General features: G+C 71.1%; 19 protein-coding genes. 10 read left to right on the top strand and 9 right to left on the bottom strand.

Annotated elements, in window-relative coordinates; all coding sequences use genetic code 11:
- Positions 1 to 140: 140 nt before the first annotated feature.
- Both WME82_RS09475 and WME82_RS09480 read left to right on the top strand, forming a co-directional pair.
- Positions 141 to 686: a hypothetical protein gene (locus WME82_RS09475; RefSeq protein ID WP_438042564.1), complete on the top strand. Its 546-nt coding sequence runs from the start codon at positions 141 to 143 to the stop codon at positions 684 to 686.
- 33 nt (positions 687 to 719) lie between these two features.
- Positions 720 to 1,748, top strand: coding sequence for a peptidylprolyl isomerase (locus tag WME82_RS09480; RefSeq protein WP_438042565.1), 1,029 nt, complete (start codon positions 720 to 722; stop codon positions 1,746 to 1,748).
- 86 nt (positions 1,749 to 1,834) lie between these two features.
- On the opposite strand, the gene WME82_RS09485 is transcribed toward WME82_RS09480, so the two are convergent.
- Together WME82_RS09485 and WME82_RS09490 are read right to left on the bottom strand one after the other, a co-directional pair.
- A complete protein-coding gene (locus tag WME82_RS09485) occupies positions 1,835 to 2,641 on the bottom strand; it encodes a hypothetical protein (RefSeq protein WP_437745158.1) in 807 nt (268 codons plus the stop codon).
- Positions 2,642 to 2,953: 312 nt separating this feature from the next.
- Positions 2,954 to 3,583, bottom strand: a complete 630-nt coding sequence (locus WME82_RS09490; protein ID WP_438042566.1) for a hypothetical protein — start codon at positions 3,581 to 3,583, stop codon at positions 2,954 to 2,956.
- Between the two features lie 111 nt (positions 3,584 to 3,694).
- Between WME82_RS09490 and WME82_RS09495 the strand changes: the two genes are divergently transcribed.
- From WME82_RS09495 to WME82_RS09505, 3 genes are read left to right on the top strand one after another with little or no spacing between them, the layout of a single operon-like run.
- Complete coding sequence (locus tag WME82_RS09495; RefSeq protein ID WP_437298751.1) at positions 3,695 to 3,988, top strand: 4a-hydroxytetrahydrobiopterin dehydratase; 294 nt, start codon at positions 3,695 to 3,697, stop codon at positions 3,986 to 3,988.
- A 26-nt stretch (positions 3,989 to 4,014) separates the two neighbouring features.
- Positions 4,015 to 4,842 carry a ribonuclease III gene (rnc, locus tag WME82_RS09500; RefSeq protein WP_437745160.1) on the top strand — a complete coding sequence of 276 codons (828 nt, stop codon included), beginning with the start codon at positions 4,015 to 4,017 and terminating at the stop codon, positions 4,840 to 4,842.
- The gene (locus tag WME82_RS09505) at positions 4,839 to 5,258 is read left to right on the top strand and encodes a hypothetical protein (RefSeq protein ID WP_438042567.1); all 420 of its coding nucleotides are present in this window, start codon (positions 4,839 to 4,841) and stop codon (positions 5,256 to 5,258) included. Before rnc ends, WME82_RS09505 begins: the two co-directional genes overlap by 4 nt.
- Before the next feature lie 78 nt (positions 5,259 to 5,336).
- Here the strand turns inward: WME82_RS09505 and WME82_RS09510 are convergent, their stop codons facing one another.
- The gene (locus WME82_RS09510; RefSeq protein ID WP_438042568.1) at positions 5,337 to 6,434 is read right to left on the bottom strand and encodes a hypothetical protein; all 1,098 of its coding nucleotides are present in this window, start codon (positions 6,432 to 6,434) and stop codon (positions 5,337 to 5,339) included.
- Between the two features lie 246 nt (positions 6,435 to 6,680).
- On the opposite strand from WME82_RS09510, the gene WME82_RS09515 reads away from it, so the two are divergent.
- Together WME82_RS09515 and WME82_RS09520 are read left to right on the top strand one after the other, a co-directional pair.
- On the top strand, positions 6,681 to 7,199 hold the full coding sequence (locus tag WME82_RS09515; RefSeq protein ID WP_438042569.1) for a tRNA (cytidine(34)-2'-O)-methyltransferase: 519 nt from the start codon (positions 6,681 to 6,683) through the stop codon (positions 7,197 to 7,199).
- A 128-nt stretch (positions 7,200 to 7,327) separates the two neighbouring features.
- Positions 7,328 to 7,837, top strand: a complete 510-nt coding sequence (locus WME82_RS09520; protein WP_437745164.1) for a hypothetical protein — start codon at positions 7,328 to 7,330, stop codon at positions 7,835 to 7,837.
- Positions 7,838 to 7,948: 111 nt separating this feature from the next.
- Here the strand turns inward: WME82_RS09520 and WME82_RS09525 are convergent, their stop codons facing one another.
- The 3 genes from WME82_RS09525 to WME82_RS09535 form a co-directional block, all read right to left on the bottom strand.
- Positions 7,949 to 8,455 (bottom strand): CarD family transcriptional regulator, encoded by a 507-nt coding sequence (locus WME82_RS09525; RefSeq protein ID WP_012234339.1) that lies wholly within the window; start codon positions 8,453 to 8,455, stop codon positions 7,949 to 7,951.
- Positions 8,456 to 9,086: 631 nt separating this feature from the next.
- A complete protein-coding gene (locus WME82_RS09530) occupies positions 9,087 to 10,022 on the bottom strand; it encodes a Ppx/GppA phosphatase family protein (protein WP_438042570.1) in 936 nt (311 codons plus the stop codon).
- 10 nt (positions 10,023 to 10,032) lie between these two features.
- On the bottom strand, positions 10,033 to 10,857 hold the full coding sequence (locus tag WME82_RS09535) for an OmpA family protein (RefSeq protein ID WP_437298758.1): 825 nt from the start codon (positions 10,855 to 10,857) through the stop codon (positions 10,033 to 10,035).
- A 492-nt stretch (positions 10,858 to 11,349) separates the two neighbouring features.
- On the opposite strand from WME82_RS09535, the gene WME82_RS09540 reads away from it, so the two are divergent.
- The gene (locus WME82_RS09540) at positions 11,350 to 11,727 is read left to right on the top strand and encodes a hypothetical protein (RefSeq protein ID WP_012234342.1); all 378 of its coding nucleotides are present in this window, start codon (positions 11,350 to 11,352) and stop codon (positions 11,725 to 11,727) included.
- A gap of 376 nt (positions 11,728 to 12,103) precedes the next feature.
- On the opposite strand, the gene WME82_RS09545 is transcribed toward WME82_RS09540, so the two are convergent.
- Together WME82_RS09545 and WME82_RS09550 are read right to left on the bottom strand one after the other, a co-directional pair.
- A complete protein-coding gene (locus tag WME82_RS09545) occupies positions 12,104 to 13,714 on the bottom strand; it encodes a hypothetical protein (RefSeq protein WP_437745166.1) in 1,611 nt (536 codons plus the stop codon).
- A 28-nt stretch (positions 13,715 to 13,742) separates the two neighbouring features.
- Positions 13,743 to 14,393, bottom strand: coding sequence for an AgmX/PglI C-terminal domain-containing protein (locus tag WME82_RS09550; RefSeq protein ID WP_438042571.1), 651 nt, complete (start codon positions 14,391 to 14,393; stop codon positions 13,743 to 13,745).
- Between the two features lie 95 nt (positions 14,394 to 14,488).
- On the opposite strand from WME82_RS09550, the gene WME82_RS09555 reads away from it, so the two are divergent.
- Positions 14,489 to 14,959 (top strand): hypothetical protein, encoded by a 471-nt coding sequence (locus WME82_RS09555; protein ID WP_438042572.1) that lies wholly within the window; start codon positions 14,489 to 14,491, stop codon positions 14,957 to 14,959.
- A gap of 58 nt (positions 14,960 to 15,017) precedes the next feature.
- Here WME82_RS09555 and WME82_RS09560 read toward each other — a convergent pair whose 3' ends face one another.
- Positions 15,018 to 15,719, bottom strand: coding sequence for an HNH endonuclease (locus WME82_RS09560; RefSeq protein ID WP_438042573.1), 702 nt, complete (start codon positions 15,717 to 15,719; stop codon positions 15,018 to 15,020).
- Between the two features lie 284 nt (positions 15,720 to 16,003).
- Here WME82_RS09560 and WME82_RS09565 point away from each other — a divergent pair, with 284 nt between their 5' ends.
- Positions 16,004 to 16,900: a 3'-5' exonuclease gene (locus WME82_RS09565; protein WP_438042574.1), complete on the top strand. Its 897-nt coding sequence runs from the start codon at positions 16,004 to 16,006 to the stop codon at positions 16,898 to 16,900.
- Positions 16,901 to 16,902: the final 2 nt, after the last annotated feature.

The following is a 16,902-nucleotide window of genomic DNA, read 5'->3' on the forward strand; positions in this document are numbered from 1 at the left end:
GCGCCGCGCGGGGCGAGCATGACCGTGCGCCCGCCGCTTTCTTCGAAGCGGGAGGATGAGCTGTCTATACTGCCGGGACAGCAAGAAGATGTGCCGGGGAATACCGGCTCCTCGAGCGCGCTGTGCTCTTGCCGAGGATCGTGAAGACGAAGAGCTCGCCGGCCCGCACGGCCGGGTCCACCAAAGCGCCACGTCCAGCCAAGCGGGGTGGCGGTGCGCAGAACCGCCGGGGAAGTCCGGATGCGGTCGAGAAGCGCCGGGCCGCGCGCCGGTTCAACGAGCTGCTCCTGGGCGGCGGCGGCCGCGCCGGAGACGGCCGTACCGAGCGCCGGCGCCAACGCCTGCTCGCCGAGCTGGCCGAGGGCGTCGCACGGCGAGGCAAGCGTGCGCTCAAGCCGATCGACGTGCTGTCGCGCGTCGAGGAGCTCCTGGAGCTGGGCGAGCCGCTCGCCTCGATCCGCAAGGCGTACCCGCCCCCGCCCCCGGTCGAGGTGACCGCCGAGCTCGTGGAGGGCCTGAGGCACCTCCACCGCGCCTACGGTTTCTCCGCGGACGTGTACCGGTTCGTCGGGCTCGACGCGCACGCGCTGCGGAAGGCCGGGGTGCTGCGGGGCGGCGAGCGCGGAGGTGAACGCGGGGACGAGCGTGGCGTGTCCGCCGAGGCAGCGCGCCGCGGGGCAGCTTGACCTTGCCTGCCGGCGCGGGGATAACCCGCTCCGATGCCCGCGAGAACGCTGAAGCTCCACCTCGGCGCGGCCGCCATGGCGGTCGTGTGCGCGGCGTCGACCGGCCTGTCGCTCCGCGCTGAGGCCCAGCCAGCGGCCGCTGCGGACGCCCTGGTGGCGCGCGTCGGCGACGCGGCGATCATGGCGTCGGAGGTCGAGCGCAGGCTCGCGCAGGTCCCGCCGTTTCAGCTCCAGACCTTCGGGCGCACCCCGGAAGAGATCCGGAAGAACTTCGTCAACCAGGTCCTCGTGCGCGAGCTGCTCCTCGCCCAGGGGGCCGCCGCGCAGAAGCTGACGGAGCGCGCCGACGTGCAGGATCGCGTGCGCGGTGTCCTGCGCTCCGCGCTGCTGCAGCGGATCCAGGCGGAGGCGGCGGCGAGCTCCCCGGTGACGGACGAGGAGGTCCGCGCCTATTACGAGGCCCACCGCGACAGGTTCAGCTCGCCGGCGATGGTGGCGCTCTGGCGCATCCTCGTTCCGACGCGCGGGGAGGCCGAGGCGATCCTGGCCGAGCTGAAGAAGGACCCGTCACCCCAGCGTTTCAAGGAGATCGCGCGCGAGAAATCGCTCGACAAGGCGACGAGCATGCGCGGCGGCGATCTCGGCTTCGTGGCGTCCGATGGCACCACGTCCGAGCCGGGGCTGAAGGTCGACCCGGGGCTCCTCTCGGCTGCCGCCGGGGTGAAAGACGCGGAGCTCGTGCCCGAGCCCGTGCCTGAGGGCGATGGCTTTGCTGTGCTGTGGCGGCGCCAGAGCAGGAAACCCGTGAGCCGCTCGCTCGAGCAGGAGGCGCCGTCCATCCGTCAGATCCTCGCGCACGGCAAGGCCGAGGCGCAGGTGAAGCAGCTCCTCGATCGCCTGCGAGTGCAGGACGTCTCCGGTCACGCCCCCGAGCTCGTGGACCTCATCGACATCACCTCGACGGGGGATCTGCAGCCGAAGAGGCGCCCGGGCACCCTCGCGAGCGGTCGGCGTCCGGGCGCGCCTCCGCCCTCGCCCGTGCCGCGTCACGACATGCGCTGAGGCTGCCGGCGCGCACGGATGGGCGCTCGAGACCCGCGGGGGCAACGCCGCCGAGGGCGACACCCCCGAGGGCGCTGAACGGCGTGTCAGCTGAAGGCGATGGCGAGCGCGATGGCGGCGAAGCCGGAGGCGATGGTGAGCGCGAGCGCGGCGATGCTCCCGGCGCGTCGAGCGCGCTCCGCCGCGTCGGGGTGGAGCGCGTAGACGCCCAGGAGCAGCGCCATGGACGCCTTGCCCGGTACCCGGAGCGAGGCGGAGAGGACCTGCTCGGCTCCCTTGGTGCCGCCCGTGATGAGCATGGCCAGCGCGCCGAGCGGGCCGGCCATGAGATCCCAGCCGCACGCGTAGAGCCCGAAGCGGAGCGCGCGCCGGCGCTCTGGCCGCGCGCCCTGGCGCCGTGCCCCGAGGTCGAGCGCGGCGCCGTGCAAGGTGTGCGCGAGCACCATCCACACGGTGACCGCCGGAACGCCGATCGCGAGCCACTGGAGGGCGCTCGCGCGTGCGGCCGGGTTGCGAGCCAGCTCCAGCGTGAGGCTCGGCAGCGCCAGCGCGACGAGGGGCAGGAGGGCGGCGATCATCGACAGGATCGCGAGCGTCTCCGCCAGCAGGGCGAAGCGCATGGCCGCGGGGAGCGCGCCGTCGGGGATCGTCGCGAAGAACGTCTCGGCTCCCAGCGTGGTCGCCCTCGAGGTGGCCCAGAGCCGCGACCAGACCCCGCCGATCGGGCGCTCCCACGGGACGATCGCGACGACCCCCGAGCCCTCGTCGCTCGCCGCGGAGCACCCGGCGCAGTCGGGCTGTCCGCAGCACGCGCAGAGCACCGCCGCGGGGACATCGAACGTCTCGTCGTCCCGCGAGAGCTCACGGCGTCCGCTGGCAGATCGCTTGGCCATTGCGCACCTTCGAGCAGCGGACAAAGGCCACTCCCATCAAGGTTACGTCGCGCGGGCGAGCCTGTCGACCCGAGATACCACCGGCCACGCGCTTGGCGCGTTCTCTCCGCCAGCTTCCAGCTTCCCGCGCCGCGTGGTTCCGGCGCGTCCTCCGGGCTCCGATCGGCGTCGGCGTTGCGTTGGCGCGCGCGCAAGGCGTCTTATCGCGGAAGACGGCCTTCGGTTGACCTGGCGACCTGGCGACCCGGCGACCTGGCGACGTCGGAACACCGGTCGTCATCGGTCAACGCGCGGGGCGTGCGCGCTGCGTGCTCAGTGCAGCACCTCGTTGCCCCGCCGCCGCTGCCCCGTGGGGAGGTCGTCGATCCTTCCGCCGAAGAACGCCGCGGTGAACAGCGCGAGCAGCGCGATCGCCCCGGTCGCGTAGAGCCCGTAGCCCCACGTGAAGCGGATGGGACGGAGCAGCGTGCTGCCCGGCGTGAACATCAGGCGCATCGCGACGGTGACGAGGGCGACCGCGGCGAGGAAAGCGACGGCCACGCGGGCGCCGCGCATCTTGTGGATCGACCTCCGGGTCAGCGCGAGCGGGATCATCACGAAGAACGCGACCGCCGGGGCCCACATCCAGCCGAGCCGTCGCGCGAGCCCGAAGCCGCTGAGGTCGCGGAGCTCGGGGGCCGTCTCGTGGATCCACGGCGCGAAGAACGCCGCGAGCCCGAGGAGCGCGAGCGCAAGCAGGGCGCCCCGGCCGCGCCCGGCGTAGGTCCACGGGAGCGGTTCCATGTGCGGCGGGAGCGGCTCGTCAGGCTCTTCTTGGAGCGCGTCGTACGAGGGGGGAAGCTTCGCGAGCGCCTCCAGCCGGAGGCCGCAGGCGGGGCACGTGGACGCCTCTTTCGCCTCGAACATCTCCCGGCAGAAGGGGCAGGCGTGAAGCCCGGTCATCGAGGCGGGAGGATAGCGCACGACGAACGGCGCGCGCGGGAGACGCCGCGCGGGGCGGGGGACGCATTCCGGGGTTCCACCGGGGCGGGGCTTAGCCCATAGTTGCGTCCCATGGGCAAGCGTGATCGGCTCTCGGACGATGAGATCGCCGGGTTCGTCGCTGCTCACCCGGGCTGGGTGCGAGCGGGCGAGCAGATCGAGCGGAGCTACTCGTTTCCGGATTATGGCACCGGCGTTGGGTTCGTGATGCAGATCGCCCTCCTGGCCGAGCGGCGCGATCATCACCCGGAGATCGCGCTGTCGTGGGGCAAGGTGCGGGTCGCGTGGTCCACGCATGACGCTGGCGGTCTGACCGCGCTCGACCTGGAGCTGGCAGAGCTGACCGACCGCTTGAGCGCGGGCTGACGCTGCGCGTGGGCAAGGTGCTGGGGATGCTCCCGAGCGAGCTGCTGCAACGTCTGGATCTGGGGCTGGAGGGGGACCTGCCGCACCTCGAGGAGGCACTGACGCATCCGAGCTTCTCGAACGAGCAGCGAGGTGGCCGGCGCGTGGACAACCAGCGCCTCGAGTTCCTGGGGGACGCCGTGCTCGGCCTGTGCGTGACCGAGCTCCTCATGGAGCGCTTTCCGGGGGCGAGGGAGGGGGAGCTCTCGATGATGCGCTCGGCCCTGGTCAACACGGACGCGCTGGCGGCGTGGGCGCGAGGGATCGAGCTCGGCGCGGCGCTCCGGGTCGGGCGCGGCGCGGAGGTCGCCGGGGAGCGCGACCAGACGAACGTGCTCGCCGACGCCACCGAGGCGCTCGTCGCGGCTCTGTACCTCGATCGCGGCTTCGAGAGCGCGCGGGCGCTGAGCCGGAAGATCGCCGCGAGCCCGCTCGCGCAGCTCGCGAGCGGCAGCCTGCTCGGGCGTGACGCGAAGAGCGAGCTGCAGGAGCGCGTGCAGGCGCGCGGCGCTGCGTCGCCGCGCTACCGCCTGATGGGCACGGAGGGGCCCGACCACGACCGCGCGTTTCTCGTCGCCGTCGAGGTCGACGGCCAGGTCATCGGCACCGGCCGGGGCCGGTCGAAGAAGCTTGCGGAGCAGGCGGCCGCGCGCGCCGCGCTCCTTTCGTGCGCCGCGCCGGAGCCCTCGGCCGCAGCATCCGATGGACGGGCAGCCGCCGAGGCCCTGCAAGGTGCGCCCGAGGGCAGGGGGGGCCCGCCATCCGGCGAGGTGTCCTCCGAGCAAACCGTGAACGACCGAGGACCCAGTCGATGATCCGTCACCTGATGCTTGCTTTCACCGTCGCGCTCTGCTCGCTCTTCGTCGCGCTGCCGGCCTGGGCCGGGAGCTACCTGGACAGGGCGAGCCTGCTGCTCGACGAGGCGCGCAGGGAGGGCGACATGCTCCTGCCGCGGACCCATGACAAGGAGCTCGTCATGGTGGTGCATGCGCTCGCGGAAGCGCGCGCCCGGGTGGCGAGCAAGATGGAGTGCCCCAGCTCCGTCTCCAAGGCGCACCCGCACCTCCTGCTCGTGCTCGAGAACAGCGAGCGCGCCGCCGACGCGGCGGCTCAGGGCAACTTCAAGAAGTTCATGGAGCACCTCACCGTGGCGCGGAACGAGGACCGCGCATTCCGTGCGCTCCTCACCGAGCTCGGCTACGCGCTGCCCGATCTGAGCTCGAAGCGCTGAGGAGCGCAGCGAGCCGCGTCCGCTCGAAGCGGGTCTGCGCCGGAGGGCTCCTGGCGAGCGTCCCCGGCGCAGCGGGTCTCAGAACATCGCGCCGAGATCGATCCCGAGGGTCCACTGCGACCCGAGCCCGGCGAACTTGTTCTCGCCGTCGATCTCGTTCGCCTCGCCCTGGTTCGCGTCCTCGGGGCTCACGATGTCGGTGATGAAGTGCGCGCCGAGCTTGACCATCTGGAACCGCAGCTGCGCGCCGAAATGGAGCCGGTGGCGGTTCATGCGCACGGCGTCGAACACCACGGTGTTGTTGAAGTCGGCCTGGGAGCCGCCATCGCACACCGGCTGGCCGTCGTGCGGGAGCGGGTTGCCGTCCTGCCCCTGCACCGGGTTGGCAGGCGAGTTCACCCCTCGGAAGTTGCAGAAGTTCACGGCGTCGGTGTTCGGGGTGAGATCGATGAGCCCCGAGTCTCCGAAGATCCGGAGCCACTGATAGCCGGCGTAGGGGGTGATCACGACCGTGCCGGCGATCGGCAGGGGCTTCGAGATCACTGCGTCGGCGCCGGCCACGGTCAGCTGGAACTCCTCGGTCCCGGTGACGCTCCGGACGCTACCGCCGACGGCGAGCTCCGGGAGGATCGCGGGGAGCCCTCGGCGGAACCCCTCGAACAGCGACCAGCGCACGTCGGCGCCCGCGCTGACGAGGCTGGTGTTGGCGAGGAACCCGACGGCGCCGGTGAGCTCGAACCCGAACGGAAAACCCTTGCGGACCTTGAGGGAGTAGTGCTGCAGGAAGGAGTCCGGGCTCCGGTTCTCGATGGAGAAGTTCTTGCTGGTCGGATCCTGCGGCCCCTGCGTGCCCTGCTTCCAATAATCGGCGTCGCTGTCAATCTTCGTGTAGTTGGCCTCGATGCCGATCTCGAACCCGCCGTAGCCCGTGGTCCGCGCCGAGTGCATCGCCGATGGCGCCACCGCGAAGCCGTACTGCGCGATGAGCTTGGCGAACGCAGCGTCGTCGGTCAGGCAGCGTTGATAACGGGAAGCGGGGTTGTAGTAGAGGCCACCCTCCGGCCCCGTGATGCGGCAGGGCACGGCGGCGCCGCCGAGGCTCGGCTCCGGGTCGCGCACGAGCCGCGCGAGCGCCGGATCCATGGCGTCGGCGGCCGCGAGCGAGGACGACGCCACTCCTGCGAGGGCAATAGCCGAAGCGATCCAGCACGATGCGCGCATTCCGTGTCTCCGAGGCGGGAGGCTACGTGTCCGCTCGTACAGCCGTCAAGCGAACAGAGGGGCCTCCGTCCGTTCGGTTCGCGTTTTCCGCGCGACCGCGTGGGCCGGCTATCTGTCGAGGCGGCGCTGGCGAGCCAGGCCGCGCGCGCGATCCCCCGCTCGGGGGTTGCGGCGCGCGGTCGCGTCGCGGAAAGAGAGGGCGTGCTCAAAGATGGTCGCCCCCGGCTCCGTGCGGCGCCGCTCGATCCGCCGTTCCGGATCGTGCTGGTGGAGCCGGAGATCCCGCAGAACACAGGCAACATCGCGCGGCTCGCCGCTGCGACGCAGAGCCCCTTGCATCTGCTCGGGAGGCTGGGGTTCCGCATCGACGAGCGGAGTGTCCGACGCGCGGGGCTTGACTACTGGCACCTGGTCACGCTCGAGCAGCAGCTCGACATCGCCCACTTTCGCCACCATCACCCGAAGGCTCGGCTCCGCCTCTTCAGCGCGGTGGCTCCGCGGAGCTACCTCGACGCGGACTTCCGGCCTGGCGACGCGCTGGTGTTCGGCAAGGAGAGCGTAGGCCTCGACCCCGAGCTCCTCGCGCGGATGCCGGACGACGTCTTCGGCATTCCCACGCTGGGTCCCGTGCGCTCCCTCAATCTGGCCAACGCGGTGTCCATCGTCCTGTACGAGGCGCTCCGCCAGGTGGGCGCGCTCGCCAGCGCCGCGCCGGGGTGACGGCGCGTGCGCGTAGGCGCGCGCAACATCCGGTAAGAGCGCGATCCGCCGCGACGTCACCCTGGGGCCGGCGGCCGCGCGCCGTGGACGTCGGCGACGCGTCGTTCTAAGGAGAGGGCCGCATGGTCATGCACCGGCAACCCGCGCGACAGGACGCCCGACGGCCGGGCGCGCGCCTCGTGCGTGCCGGCGTGGCGGTCGCGCTCTCGGTCGCGGCGCTCGCCTCCGCCGGATGCAGCAGGCGGCCTCCGAGCGGCACGCCCGACGGCGCCGTCCGGGAGCTGGTCGCTCGCCTGCGCCAGCTGCACGGCGACCCGGCTGACGCCAAGGCTGCCTTCGAGCTCCTGTCGCGCCGCGCTCGGGACAACCTCGCGTCGCGCGCGCAGCGCTACAGCGCCGCGACCGGCAAGGCGATCGCGCCCGAGGCGATGATCACGCCGTCCCGCTTCCTCTTGCGCTTCGAGCCGCAGCGCTACACCGCCCAGATCGCCGGCGCCCACGCCCTCGTGGACATCGCCGGCCTGCTCCCGGGAGAGCGCGTCCAGGTGCCCTGCGTCTACGAGGACGCGGGGTGGCGCGTCGATGTGGCGCTGCCCCCGCTCCCTCCCGTGCAGAAGCGACCGGGCAGCGATCTCTGAACGCGCCCGGACCGATGGTGCACGGAATTCCCGGCCCACAAAAGCCCGGAGGCCGGCAGTGCCGGCCTCCATCGGCAGCGGCCGCAAGGCCGCTAACCATGAGGTAACGCCTCAGTTGGCGAGAAAGATCGCCTCGATCTCGGTCTTCACCTGCTCTTCCGTCTGACCTCGGGCGATCGCGATCTCCTTCACGATCAGCGTCCGGGCGGTGTCGAGCATGCGGCGCTCACCGAACGAGAGCTGCTTGTCCGTCTTCAAGCGATAGAGGTCGCGTAGCACCTCGGCGACGTCGTAAATAGAACCCGTCTTGATCTTGTCCATGAAGCCGCGGTACCGACGGTTCCAGGTCTGGTTGTCGAACGCGATGGTACGCTCGCGGAGGATGTCGAAAATTTCTCGAATTTCCTGTTCAGAGATGACCTGGCGAAGGCCGACCGCGCTCGCGTTGCTGACTGGAACCATGATCTTTCGATCCGTGTCCAAGATGCGGAGAACATAGAATCGCTGACGGTTGCCAGCGATGTCCTTCTCCTCGATGTTGACCACCTCGGCCACGCCTTGGGCCGGGTAGACGGCTTTGTCGCCCACCTTGAACTGGATCTCCGAACGAGCCTGCATATCGTCTCCTTTGCCTTCCACCCCGCCGTCCTTTTAGTTTTTCGTCTGCCTCCCGAAATCCCTTCGAGGGGCGTACGCTGCACATGCGGTTGAACCTGGACCCGCAGAACCGACACACACCGTCACGCATTCCGAGAAAAATTTCGAGAAAAGAGCCATGAGCCGCCGCTCGAGACCGCTGTGCGAGAGGCAGGAACGCGAGCACCCTCCATGACCCGCGAGAGGTCGGTGCTCTGGCGTGCACGGCGGAATCTTGACAAACGGCGGTTGAAGCGGACGGTTGCGGGCGGAAGGGATTGAGGTTGGGGGAACGGCCCTCTTGAAAAAGGGCCGGTTTGCGCCAGGCGCGCGCACTCTAGTGAGCCGGCCGAGATACGTCAACGAAAATCCCCGTGGTTGAGCCATCGTGGCGTGATCACTCTGGTTTTTCCTCGAGGTCGGGCGGGGTGACAGTGTGTACCGATGGAGGCATCGGCGTGGGTGCGCGCCGGCTCACCCGCCTAGTTTAGGGCAGAGCGGGCCTCTCCGGGAGAGGTGGCGGACCTGACCTGGGTGGGATGACTCGAAAATGTGACGGACGCGACGGACCTGGGGCACTGAGTCCGTCCAGCCTTCAAACGAGCCGGGGTGCTCAGGCGGCGCTGAGGCGTTCGGCGAGCCCCCAGCGGACGCCGCGATCCGAAGCGACGAGATCGACGGGAGCTCCGGCGAACCTCGAGGCCCACGCGAGGATCTCCTCGATGAGCACGCTGCCCGCCACGATGACGTCCGCGCGCGCTGGATCCAGCGCGCGCAGCTGCCTGCGCGCGGCGAGCGGCAGGGAAGCGAGGCGGGACGTGATGTCCACGATCTCTGCCCCGGATACCCGCGCGCCATGCACACGGGCGCCGTCGTAGGGGGCCACGTCGCGCACGAGCGCGGCGAGGGTCGTCACCGTGCCCGCGACGCCGACGAGGGTGGGCGCCGCGAGCTGGGGCACGGCTGGAAGCGTCGCCAGCGCCGCCCGGACGTCGGCGCGGACGGCCTCGAGGTCCGCGGCGGCCGGCGGATCCGTGCGCACGTGACGCTCGGTCAGGCGGACGCTCCCCACGTCGAGGCTCACCGCCTGCTCCACCGCGCCGCCGGCGCCGCCGACGATGATCTCCGTGCTACCGCCGCCCACGTCGACCACGATCGTGGGACCGCGGGCCGGCAGGTCGAGCCCCGTCAGCGCGCCGGCGTACGTGAGCTCTGCCTCCTCCGGCCCGGAGATCACGCGCGGCGCGACGCCGATGAGCTCGCGGGCGCGGGCGATGAACGCCTCGCCGCCGGCGGCGTCGCGCATCGCGCTGGTGCCGACGGCGTCCACACGCTCGACCCCCCGGGACCGGAGCTCCTCCCCGTAGCGGGCGAGGCAGGCGAGCGTGCGCTCCACGGCCTCGGGCGCGAGCGCGCGCGCCGCGTCGACCCCCTGGCCGAGCCGGGTGATGGTCGCGCGCTCGACGAGCGCGACGAGCTCACCCCCGCGGCGCTCGGCGATGAGCAGGAGGACCGAGTTCGTGCCGATGTCGATGGCCGCGACGCTCATGCCCCGAGCCTTACTGGGTGAGCGTCTTCAGGTCGAGCATCTCCTCGACGTTCGGCAGCACCACGAGCTCGCAGCGCCGGTTGGCCTGCTTGTTCTCCGGGGTGTCGTTGGGCTTCACCGGGTCGGTGTCGCCGTAGCCGGAGGCGCTCCACCGCTCGGGCTTGAGGCCGCCGCCGGCCTTGTCCTCGGGCTGGAGCAGGAACGCCAGCACCTCGCGGGCGCGCATCACGCTGAGCCCCCAGTTGTCCTTGAAGCGGCCGCCGGCGAGCGGCGCGTTGTCCGTATGCCCGGCGACCTGGAAGGAGCGCGCCGACAGGCCGGAGTCGTTGCGGATGACCTCGGCCACCTTGAGCAGGATCTCCTGACCCTCCTTCTTGAGCGTCTCCCGTCCCGAGTCGAAGAGGACGTCGCCGGGCAGCTGGATGACCATCCGGTTGTTGCGAACGGTCACGCTGAGCCCGAGCTTGGTGAGGGCCTGGAGCTTGTCCCGCAGGACCTCGAAGCGCTTCTTGATGTCCTCGAGCTGCTGGGCACGGCGGCGGAAATCCTCGAGCGCGCGCGCCTGCTGCTCGAGGTTCGCGTTCAGGTTGGAGATGTCCACGCCCGCTGCCTTGAGCTGGGACTTGAGCTGCTCGATCCGGGCCGCCGCCTCGTCGAGCTCGCTCTTGGCCTTCTTGTTCTGCGCCTGCTCGGCGCTCAGCTGGGTCTTCAGGCCCTCGATCTCGCGGATCTTCGCCTGCATCTCCTCCTCCGAGTAGCCGCACCCGAGCGCCCCCGAACCCGCAAGGAGCGTTGCGCCAAGCAACAACCACGACGTCGAGCGACGAACCAACATACCTTTCCTCCTAGAGCAGCCTAGAGCAGCGCGGCGCTCGGCCATGAGGGGCGCCGCGCAGGCGGCGCGACCGTAGCGAGGCGAATGGCGCCGCACAAGGCTCTCTAGAGCCTGCGCAACGCTGGACCTCCGTGCGACCATGAGCGAACCGGCGCCGTTTGCCGCGCCGTGCAGGCGCGCGATCGCCAGGAAGGAGCGCGAAGGGGCAAGACAGACATTCGATAAGTTGTCAACGAAAATCAATCGTACGGTTCGGTCTGGTTGCTTTCACCACGGCCTGCTCCGACGTTTACCCTCGCAACGCTTGCGGACCAGTTTGCCTGGAACACACGGGATACATCGGTTTAGGGCCTGCAAGATTTTCCTTGACCATCACCATGCGTGGCAATATACGTCGTGCAACATCTGTTGCCTCGGTAAGGAAACTGTAGCGGAGAGGACGTTCGGCGATGTCCGCCGTGCCGTGCCGGGGCGAATGCAGGAGGATTTCCAATGGCTGCTAAGAAGACCGCGAAGAAGCCTGCGAAGAAGGTGACGAAGTCGGCCAAGAAGCCGGCCGCCGCGAAGGCCGGGAAGGTCGCGAAGAAGCCGGCGCGGAAGGCAGCGAAGAAGGCCGCCCCGAAGCGCGCCGCCGCCAAGAAGACCCCGAAGCGCGCCGCCGCCAAGAAGCCGGCCGCGAAGAAGGCCGCTCCGAAGCGCAAGGCGAAGGCCGCCGGCAAGCGGGCGGCTGCGCCGAAGAAGGCGGCTGCTCCTCGAGGACGCGCCGCCGCCAAGCGCGCGCCGGCCAAGGGCGCGAGCACCCGCGGCGCGCGCAAGAGCACGCCGGCGCCTGCTCCTGCGAGCACCGGCCCGTCCGACGAGTCGGAATAAGGCGACACGACACGGGAGCGCCTCGGGTCTTCCAACAGAACGAGGCGCAGCGAGCCGACCCGCCGATTGCGACCAGATAATCCGTCTTACAAGACCATCGGGGGGTGAGGACGCCGCGGATCCGGACGCGCGGGTCCAGGCCGGAGGCGCGCGCGGGTGGACGATGTCCCCGCGGCTGCGCCGCCGCCTGCGGCCACGGTGGCCGGCATCGGCGTGCGGCGCGCTGCGCCTGTTCGCCGGGGTGCCGGAGCGGCGGGTGGGGCGCGCGCGCCCCGCTCAGCGACGGCGGACTGCGGGGGAGCTCCCAGGATCTGCGAGCGGCGCTCGTGCTCTCGGTGCGCTCTGAGGGTGCGGCGGCGCGGCCCGCGAGGGGCGCTCAGGTGCGCTCGCCGAGGTAGAGCCGGAGAGCGCGCGCGGCGCCCTTGCGATCGAACGGGACGCCGGCGAGGTCCTCGCGCTTCGAGATCTGCTCGAACAGCTTCATCAGGAACTCGAAGAACGCCTCGCACTCGCGGATGGCGGCGTCGAGCCGCTGCGGATCGAGGAGGTCGCTCTCCTCGAGCGCCGTCATCGCGGAGACGAACGCGTCGACGTGGGGATAGTCGCCCACCCGGAGCAGCGGGTAGCCCATCGCCCGGAAATACGAGAGGAACTCGCGCACGAACGCGAAGCTCGCGATGCCGGTCCATCGATCGGGCGCCGGGCCCGTGTTGCGCGCCTTGCTCGCGAACGCGCGCGCGATCTGGGCGAACATCCACACGTCGCGTCGGAGGCGATCGCTCGTCGCGCGCCGCGCTGCCTGATCGTCGAAGACGCGGCCCTCCTCGAGCTTCGCGCCGAGCGACCTGCCGAGGAACAGGATCGCGTTCTGCAGCGCGGGGCGGAGGCCGTGCGAGACGGCGCGGAGGCGGACGCGGTACTCGGACTCGCTCACCAGCGCGTCGGCGGGCGGGAGGTCGTGCTCGAAGGCGCGGCGCATCTCGAGCCGCAGGTTGGCGGCGAGCCCGCTCAGCGCGGCCTTCGTGGAGAGGAGGCGGTGCCCCTCGGCGGCGAGCTCGTCGTGGCGCGCGACGATGTCGCTCGCGGGCACGCGCAGCAGATCGCGCTCGAAGCTGTCCGCGAGCAGCGCGCCCGCTCGGCGCCGGAGGTAGTTCGAGAGCGCGCGGGCGTCGCTGCGCAGGACCGCGAGCACGAGGTACCCGCGCCCCGCCACGCGGTGATCCGAGTGATCGAGCGCGATGGCGTCGAGCAGGCGGAGGTACCTGAGCATCCTGAACAGCGCGAGGAACGTGAGCGCCACGAGCCGGTGCGCCTGCTCGCCGGGCACGCGGTGGATGAGCTCGAGCACCTGCGTCGACGGGATGCGATCGAACTCCGGGCGAAACTCGAGCGCGTGGAGCGGGTTGAAGAACGTGCTCTGGGCGATCTCGCGCATCGCCGTCGCGAGGTGGGCGTAGAAGAGCCTGAAGCTGACCCTCGGCAACCGGAGCAGCCCGCCCGCGACCTCGATGAGGTTCGTGAAGCCGTGCCGAAGCACGAAGAGGCTCGACTCCGGCGACTCCTGCGCCATCGTCGCGTGGAGGAGGCGCGTGCGCGCCGTGTCCTCCGGGAGCACCGTCTCCAGGTAGCGCTGGAAGACGAAGGCGCGATCGCGATCGCCGAGCATGGTGCGCGTCAGCTGGACGACGCGCGCCATGCCGTCGCGGGCGTGCTGGAGGTGCTCGCGGAAGTCGTGGCTGACGATCGTCTGGCGCCGCCCGGCGCCCGGGTGGTTCCGCGGGTTCGCGAAGCAGGCGACGCCCTTCAGGAGGATCTCGAGCTCGAAGAGCGTCTCGTCCTTCTTGTCGGCCGCGAGGCGCGCGAACCACGCCTCGCGCGCTTGCTGCTGCTCTCGCCTCAGGCCGCGCGTGTCGCGGAGCAGCTCGGCGTAGGCGTTGCGGCCGGGGTGGCCCGAGCCGCGCAGGATCCCCGAAGCGTCGCTCGACACTGACGTGCTCCTCGCAGGCGGCGCGCTGCTAGTAGTTGCGTCGCTTGAAGTCGAAGGGGTAGGTCAGCACGGTCTCCTTGCCGCTCGGCGAGCGCGCCCAGGTGATCGACTTCGCGAGCTCCTCCATGCAGGACTCGACCTGCGGCGCGGTCACGTCGCTCTTGTCGCGCACGATGCCCGCCTCCTCGAAGGTCCCGTCGGGCTTCAGCTTGAGCTGCCACGTGATCCTGCCCTGCGCGCCCGGGTGCTTGCGGGCGTAGAGATCGAAGCAGCAGCGGAAGCCGTCGCGCCTCGCCTTGATCGCGTCGACGAGCGGCTGCAGCCGATCGCTCGATCCGGCGTCGGCGGAGGTCGTCGCGTTGTTCATCACGACCCCGCCGTCCGGCGGATCGTTCGTGATCTCGGAGGCGATGACCTTGCAGTCCTCGACGGTCTCGGGGGCCTTCTTGCGGCTCGCAGGCCGGTCCGGCTGCGCGGGCGCGGCGGCGCCCGGGTCCGCGGCGCCCGGGTCCGCGGCGCCAGGGGACGTCGGCTGCGAGGCAGGCGGCGGCGAAGCGCCGAGCGGCGCGCTGTCAGGCGGCGAAGGCGGCGGCGCGGCGCCGCTCGAGCAGGCAGCGAACAGGGCCGCGGCGAGGAGGACTCCGGTGAACACGGCGCTGGCGGTGGCGCAGGGACGCATGGCGCGCATACTAAACGGTTCGGCTGAGCGGAGGCGAGGCGCCTTGCGTTTTTCTCCCCTCCCGCCGGCAATCTGAGCTCTCCTCGACGGCCGTCTTGAAGATCCCGCTGTGCTTCATCGCGGCCGCCGCCGTCGCCGTCCTCGCGCCGGCAGGCTGCGATCCCATCGCGGAGCCGCAGCTGTGCGGCCAGATCCCCCAGGGAGGGTGCCCCGTCGGCCGGGGGGGCACCTGCGACGATGCCGCGTGTCGTGCGCTCTACGACTGCCTCGAGGGGGCCTGGACGGAGGCCGAGGCCTGCGATGCCGCCGGTGAGCCTGCCGGGGACCGGGATGCGGGCGCGGGTGGCGGCCCCGGCGCGTGCGAGGTCGTGACGCTCGATCGCAGCGGCGAGGCCGCGGGCTGCTCGCCCGCCCTGCAGCAGCCGGACTGCCCGGCGGATGCCGCGGAGACCTGCGTGGGGACCGCGTGCTGGACCGGCTGCATCGACTTCTTCCTCTGCACCGAGGAGGGGTGGAGAGCGATCGCTTACTGCGACGAGCAAGGGCGCGTGACCGTGGCGCCGTGAACGATCAGCTCGTCGGCGCCTGCCTTCGGCGCCGAGGAGAGACCCACGGGGGAGCCCGTCAGCCGGCCCTGAGGAAGGGGCTCCACTCGTCGAACGAATGCGGCAAGCCGATCAGGATCTGCATCGTCGCTGACCATCGCGGCGGCAGAGGCTGGCGGATGAGCCGCATGCTGGCCTCGTCCGGCGTGCGCCAGCCCTTGCGGAGGTTGCATGTGCGGCACGCGGTCACGAGGTTCTCCCAGGTGTCCTCGCCGCCGCGCGACCGGGGGAGCACGTGGTCGATGTTGAGATCGCGAACGGGCGGGCGGCGCGCACAGTACTGGCACTGGTGCGTGTCGCGGAGCATCACGTTCTTCCGCGTCAGCCGGATCGTCGGGCGCCGCATGCGGTCGTACCGGCGGAGGTGGAGGACGCGCGGCACGCGGAGCGAGCCGCCGACCACGGGGAGGCCATCGTCCTTCTCGCGCACCGGCAAGCTCCGCCACGCCGAGAAATCGTGGAGATCGCCGACCTCGTCGACGGCGAGGGCGGCCCCGCCGAAGAGCAGCAGAAAAGCGCGACGCGCCGTCGTGATCTGCACAGGTTGGAAGAAGCGGTTCACCACGAGGACCGGGAGATCGAGCGGCTCGGTCCTACGCTCGTAGCGGAACCCAGAAAAACCGTCGCCGAGATCGAGCTCCTCGTGAGGAGAGCCCCCCGGGACTGTAGCTACCCCGTCCGGCACGCTGGGCAGTGTAGCAACGAAAGCTCCGGTGAACATCCGGCGCTGCACGGCGGCGTTTCTGCTGGATCTCTGCCATTGCCGCGCGGCGAATCGGGCGCGACGCCGCGCCCTGAGCCGTCAGGGCATCGCCTCGAACCCCCGGCGCCCGCCCTGTCGAAGCTCGGGCTGCGCGCCGGAGCCCGGACGTCACGGGCCGGGCGTGCCGCGCGCGACGCTCCGCGCGGATCGCTTTCGATCGGGCGCCGTATTCGCTAAGACGCGTCCATGTCGAGGGACGGTCGTCTCCTGGGTCGAGCCGCCGTGGTGGGGAAGCAGGTCGGATGACGGAGCAGCGCGAACGGGTGGGGCCCGAGCGGGCGACCGGCGCGGAGCCCCCGGCAGGCTCGCCATGGGATGATCCGATCGAGAGTGCGCCGCTCGTGTTCCTCGATCTCGAGATGACGGGCCTCCGCCCCGAGAGCGATCGCGTGATCGAGGTCTGCGCCGAGCGGACGCGGGGGGATGCGTGCGAGGACGCGATCACGTCGCTCGTGCGGCCCGAGCCGGGCGTGTTCGGCAACGCGCACGTGCACGGCATCGATCCGCGGGAGCTCGCGGGCGCGCCCACGTTCGCCGAGCTCTGCGATCGCATCGACCAGGTCACGGAGGGCGCGGTGCTCGTCGCGCACGCGGCCGCATGGGACGTGGCGTTCCTCGAGGCCGAGTTTGCGCGGGCGGGCAGGGCGAGGCGCCTCCCGTGCTACCTCGACACGCTCGTCCTCTCCCGCCGGGCCTTCGCCCTGCCGAGCCACAGCCTCGCCTCCCTCTGCAGGGAGCTCGGCGTGCACCGCGAGCGCGCTCACCGCGCCGAAGACGACGTCCATGCCCTGCGCGCCGTGTTCCGCAAGATCGTGGAGGTCCTCGCGCCGCGGACGCCGCGCGACCTGTGGCACGTCCGGATCGGCGAGCGCCACGCCCGCCCGGCGCTGGTGGCAGCGGCGGTGCGCGCGGCCGAGCATGCCGCCACCGTGCGCGTGAGGTACCGTCCGGCGCGCCGGGGGCCGGAGGAGCTCGTCGTGTGCGTAACGGGGGTGCGAACGGACCTCGACCCACCCCGGGTTCTCGGCTATCTGCTCCCGTCGCGCAGCCGTCGCGAGCTACGGGCCGATCGCATCCTGGCGATCGAGCCGATTTCGCCGGGAGAGCTCGGGCCGGACGGCGTGCCGCAAAAGGCCTGAGA

This window comes from Sorangium sp. So ce128, assembly GCF_051525245.1.
Classification (GTDB): Bacteria; Myxococcota_A; Polyangia; order Polyangiales; family Polyangiaceae; genus Sorangium; species Sorangium cellulosum_B.

Excerpts from the sequence above, each read along its gene's own strand:
- WME82_RS09480 (WP_438042565.1), top strand. The coding sequence starts at position 720 with ATGCCCGCGAGAACGCTGAAGCTCCACCTCGGCGCGGCCGCCATGGCG.
- WME82_RS09485 (WP_437745158.1), bottom strand. The coding sequence starts at position 2,641 with ATGGCCAAGCGATCTGCCAGCGGACGCCGTGAGCTCTCGCGGGACGAC.
- WME82_RS09490 (WP_438042566.1), bottom strand. The coding sequence starts at position 3,583 with ATGACCGGGCTTCACGCCTGCCCCTTCTGCCGGGAGATGTTCGAGGCG.
- WME82_RS09495 (WP_437298751.1), top strand. The coding sequence starts at position 3,695 with ATGGGCAAGCGTGATCGGCTCTCGGACGATGAGATCGCCGGGTTCGTC.
- rnc (WP_437745160.1), top strand. The coding sequence starts at position 4,015 with ATGCTCCCGAGCGAGCTGCTGCAACGTCTGGATCTGGGGCTGGAGGGG.
- WME82_RS09505 (WP_438042567.1), top strand. The coding sequence starts at position 4,839 with ATGATCCGTCACCTGATGCTTGCTTTCACCGTCGCGCTCTGCTCGCTC.
- WME82_RS09520 (WP_437745164.1), top strand. The coding sequence starts at position 7,328 with ATGCACCGGCAACCCGCGCGACAGGACGCCCGACGGCCGGGCGCGCGC.
- WME82_RS09525 (WP_012234339.1), bottom strand. The coding sequence starts at position 8,455 with ATGCAGGCTCGTTCGGAGATCCAGTTCAAGGTGGGCGACAAAGCCGTC.
- WME82_RS09530 (WP_438042570.1), bottom strand. The coding sequence starts at position 10,022 with ATGAGCGTCGCGGCCATCGACATCGGCACGAACTCGGTCCTCCTGCTC.
- WME82_RS09535 (WP_437298758.1), bottom strand. The coding sequence starts at position 10,857 with ATGTTGGTTCGTCGCTCGACGTCGTGGTTGTTGCTTGGCGCAACGCTC.
- WME82_RS09540 (WP_012234342.1), top strand. The coding sequence starts at position 11,350 with ATGGCTGCTAAGAAGACCGCGAAGAAGCCTGCGAAGAAGGTGACGAAG.
- WME82_RS09550 (WP_438042571.1), bottom strand. The coding sequence starts at position 14,393 with ATGCGTCCCTGCGCCACCGCCAGCGCCGTGTTCACCGGAGTCCTCCTC.
- WME82_RS09560 (WP_438042573.1), bottom strand. The coding sequence starts at position 15,719 with ATGTTCACCGGAGCTTTCGTTGCTACACTGCCCAGCGTGCCGGACGGG.
- WME82_RS09565 (WP_438042574.1), top strand. The coding sequence starts at position 16,004 with ATGACGGAGCAGCGCGAACGGGTGGGGCCCGAGCGGGCGACCGGCGCG.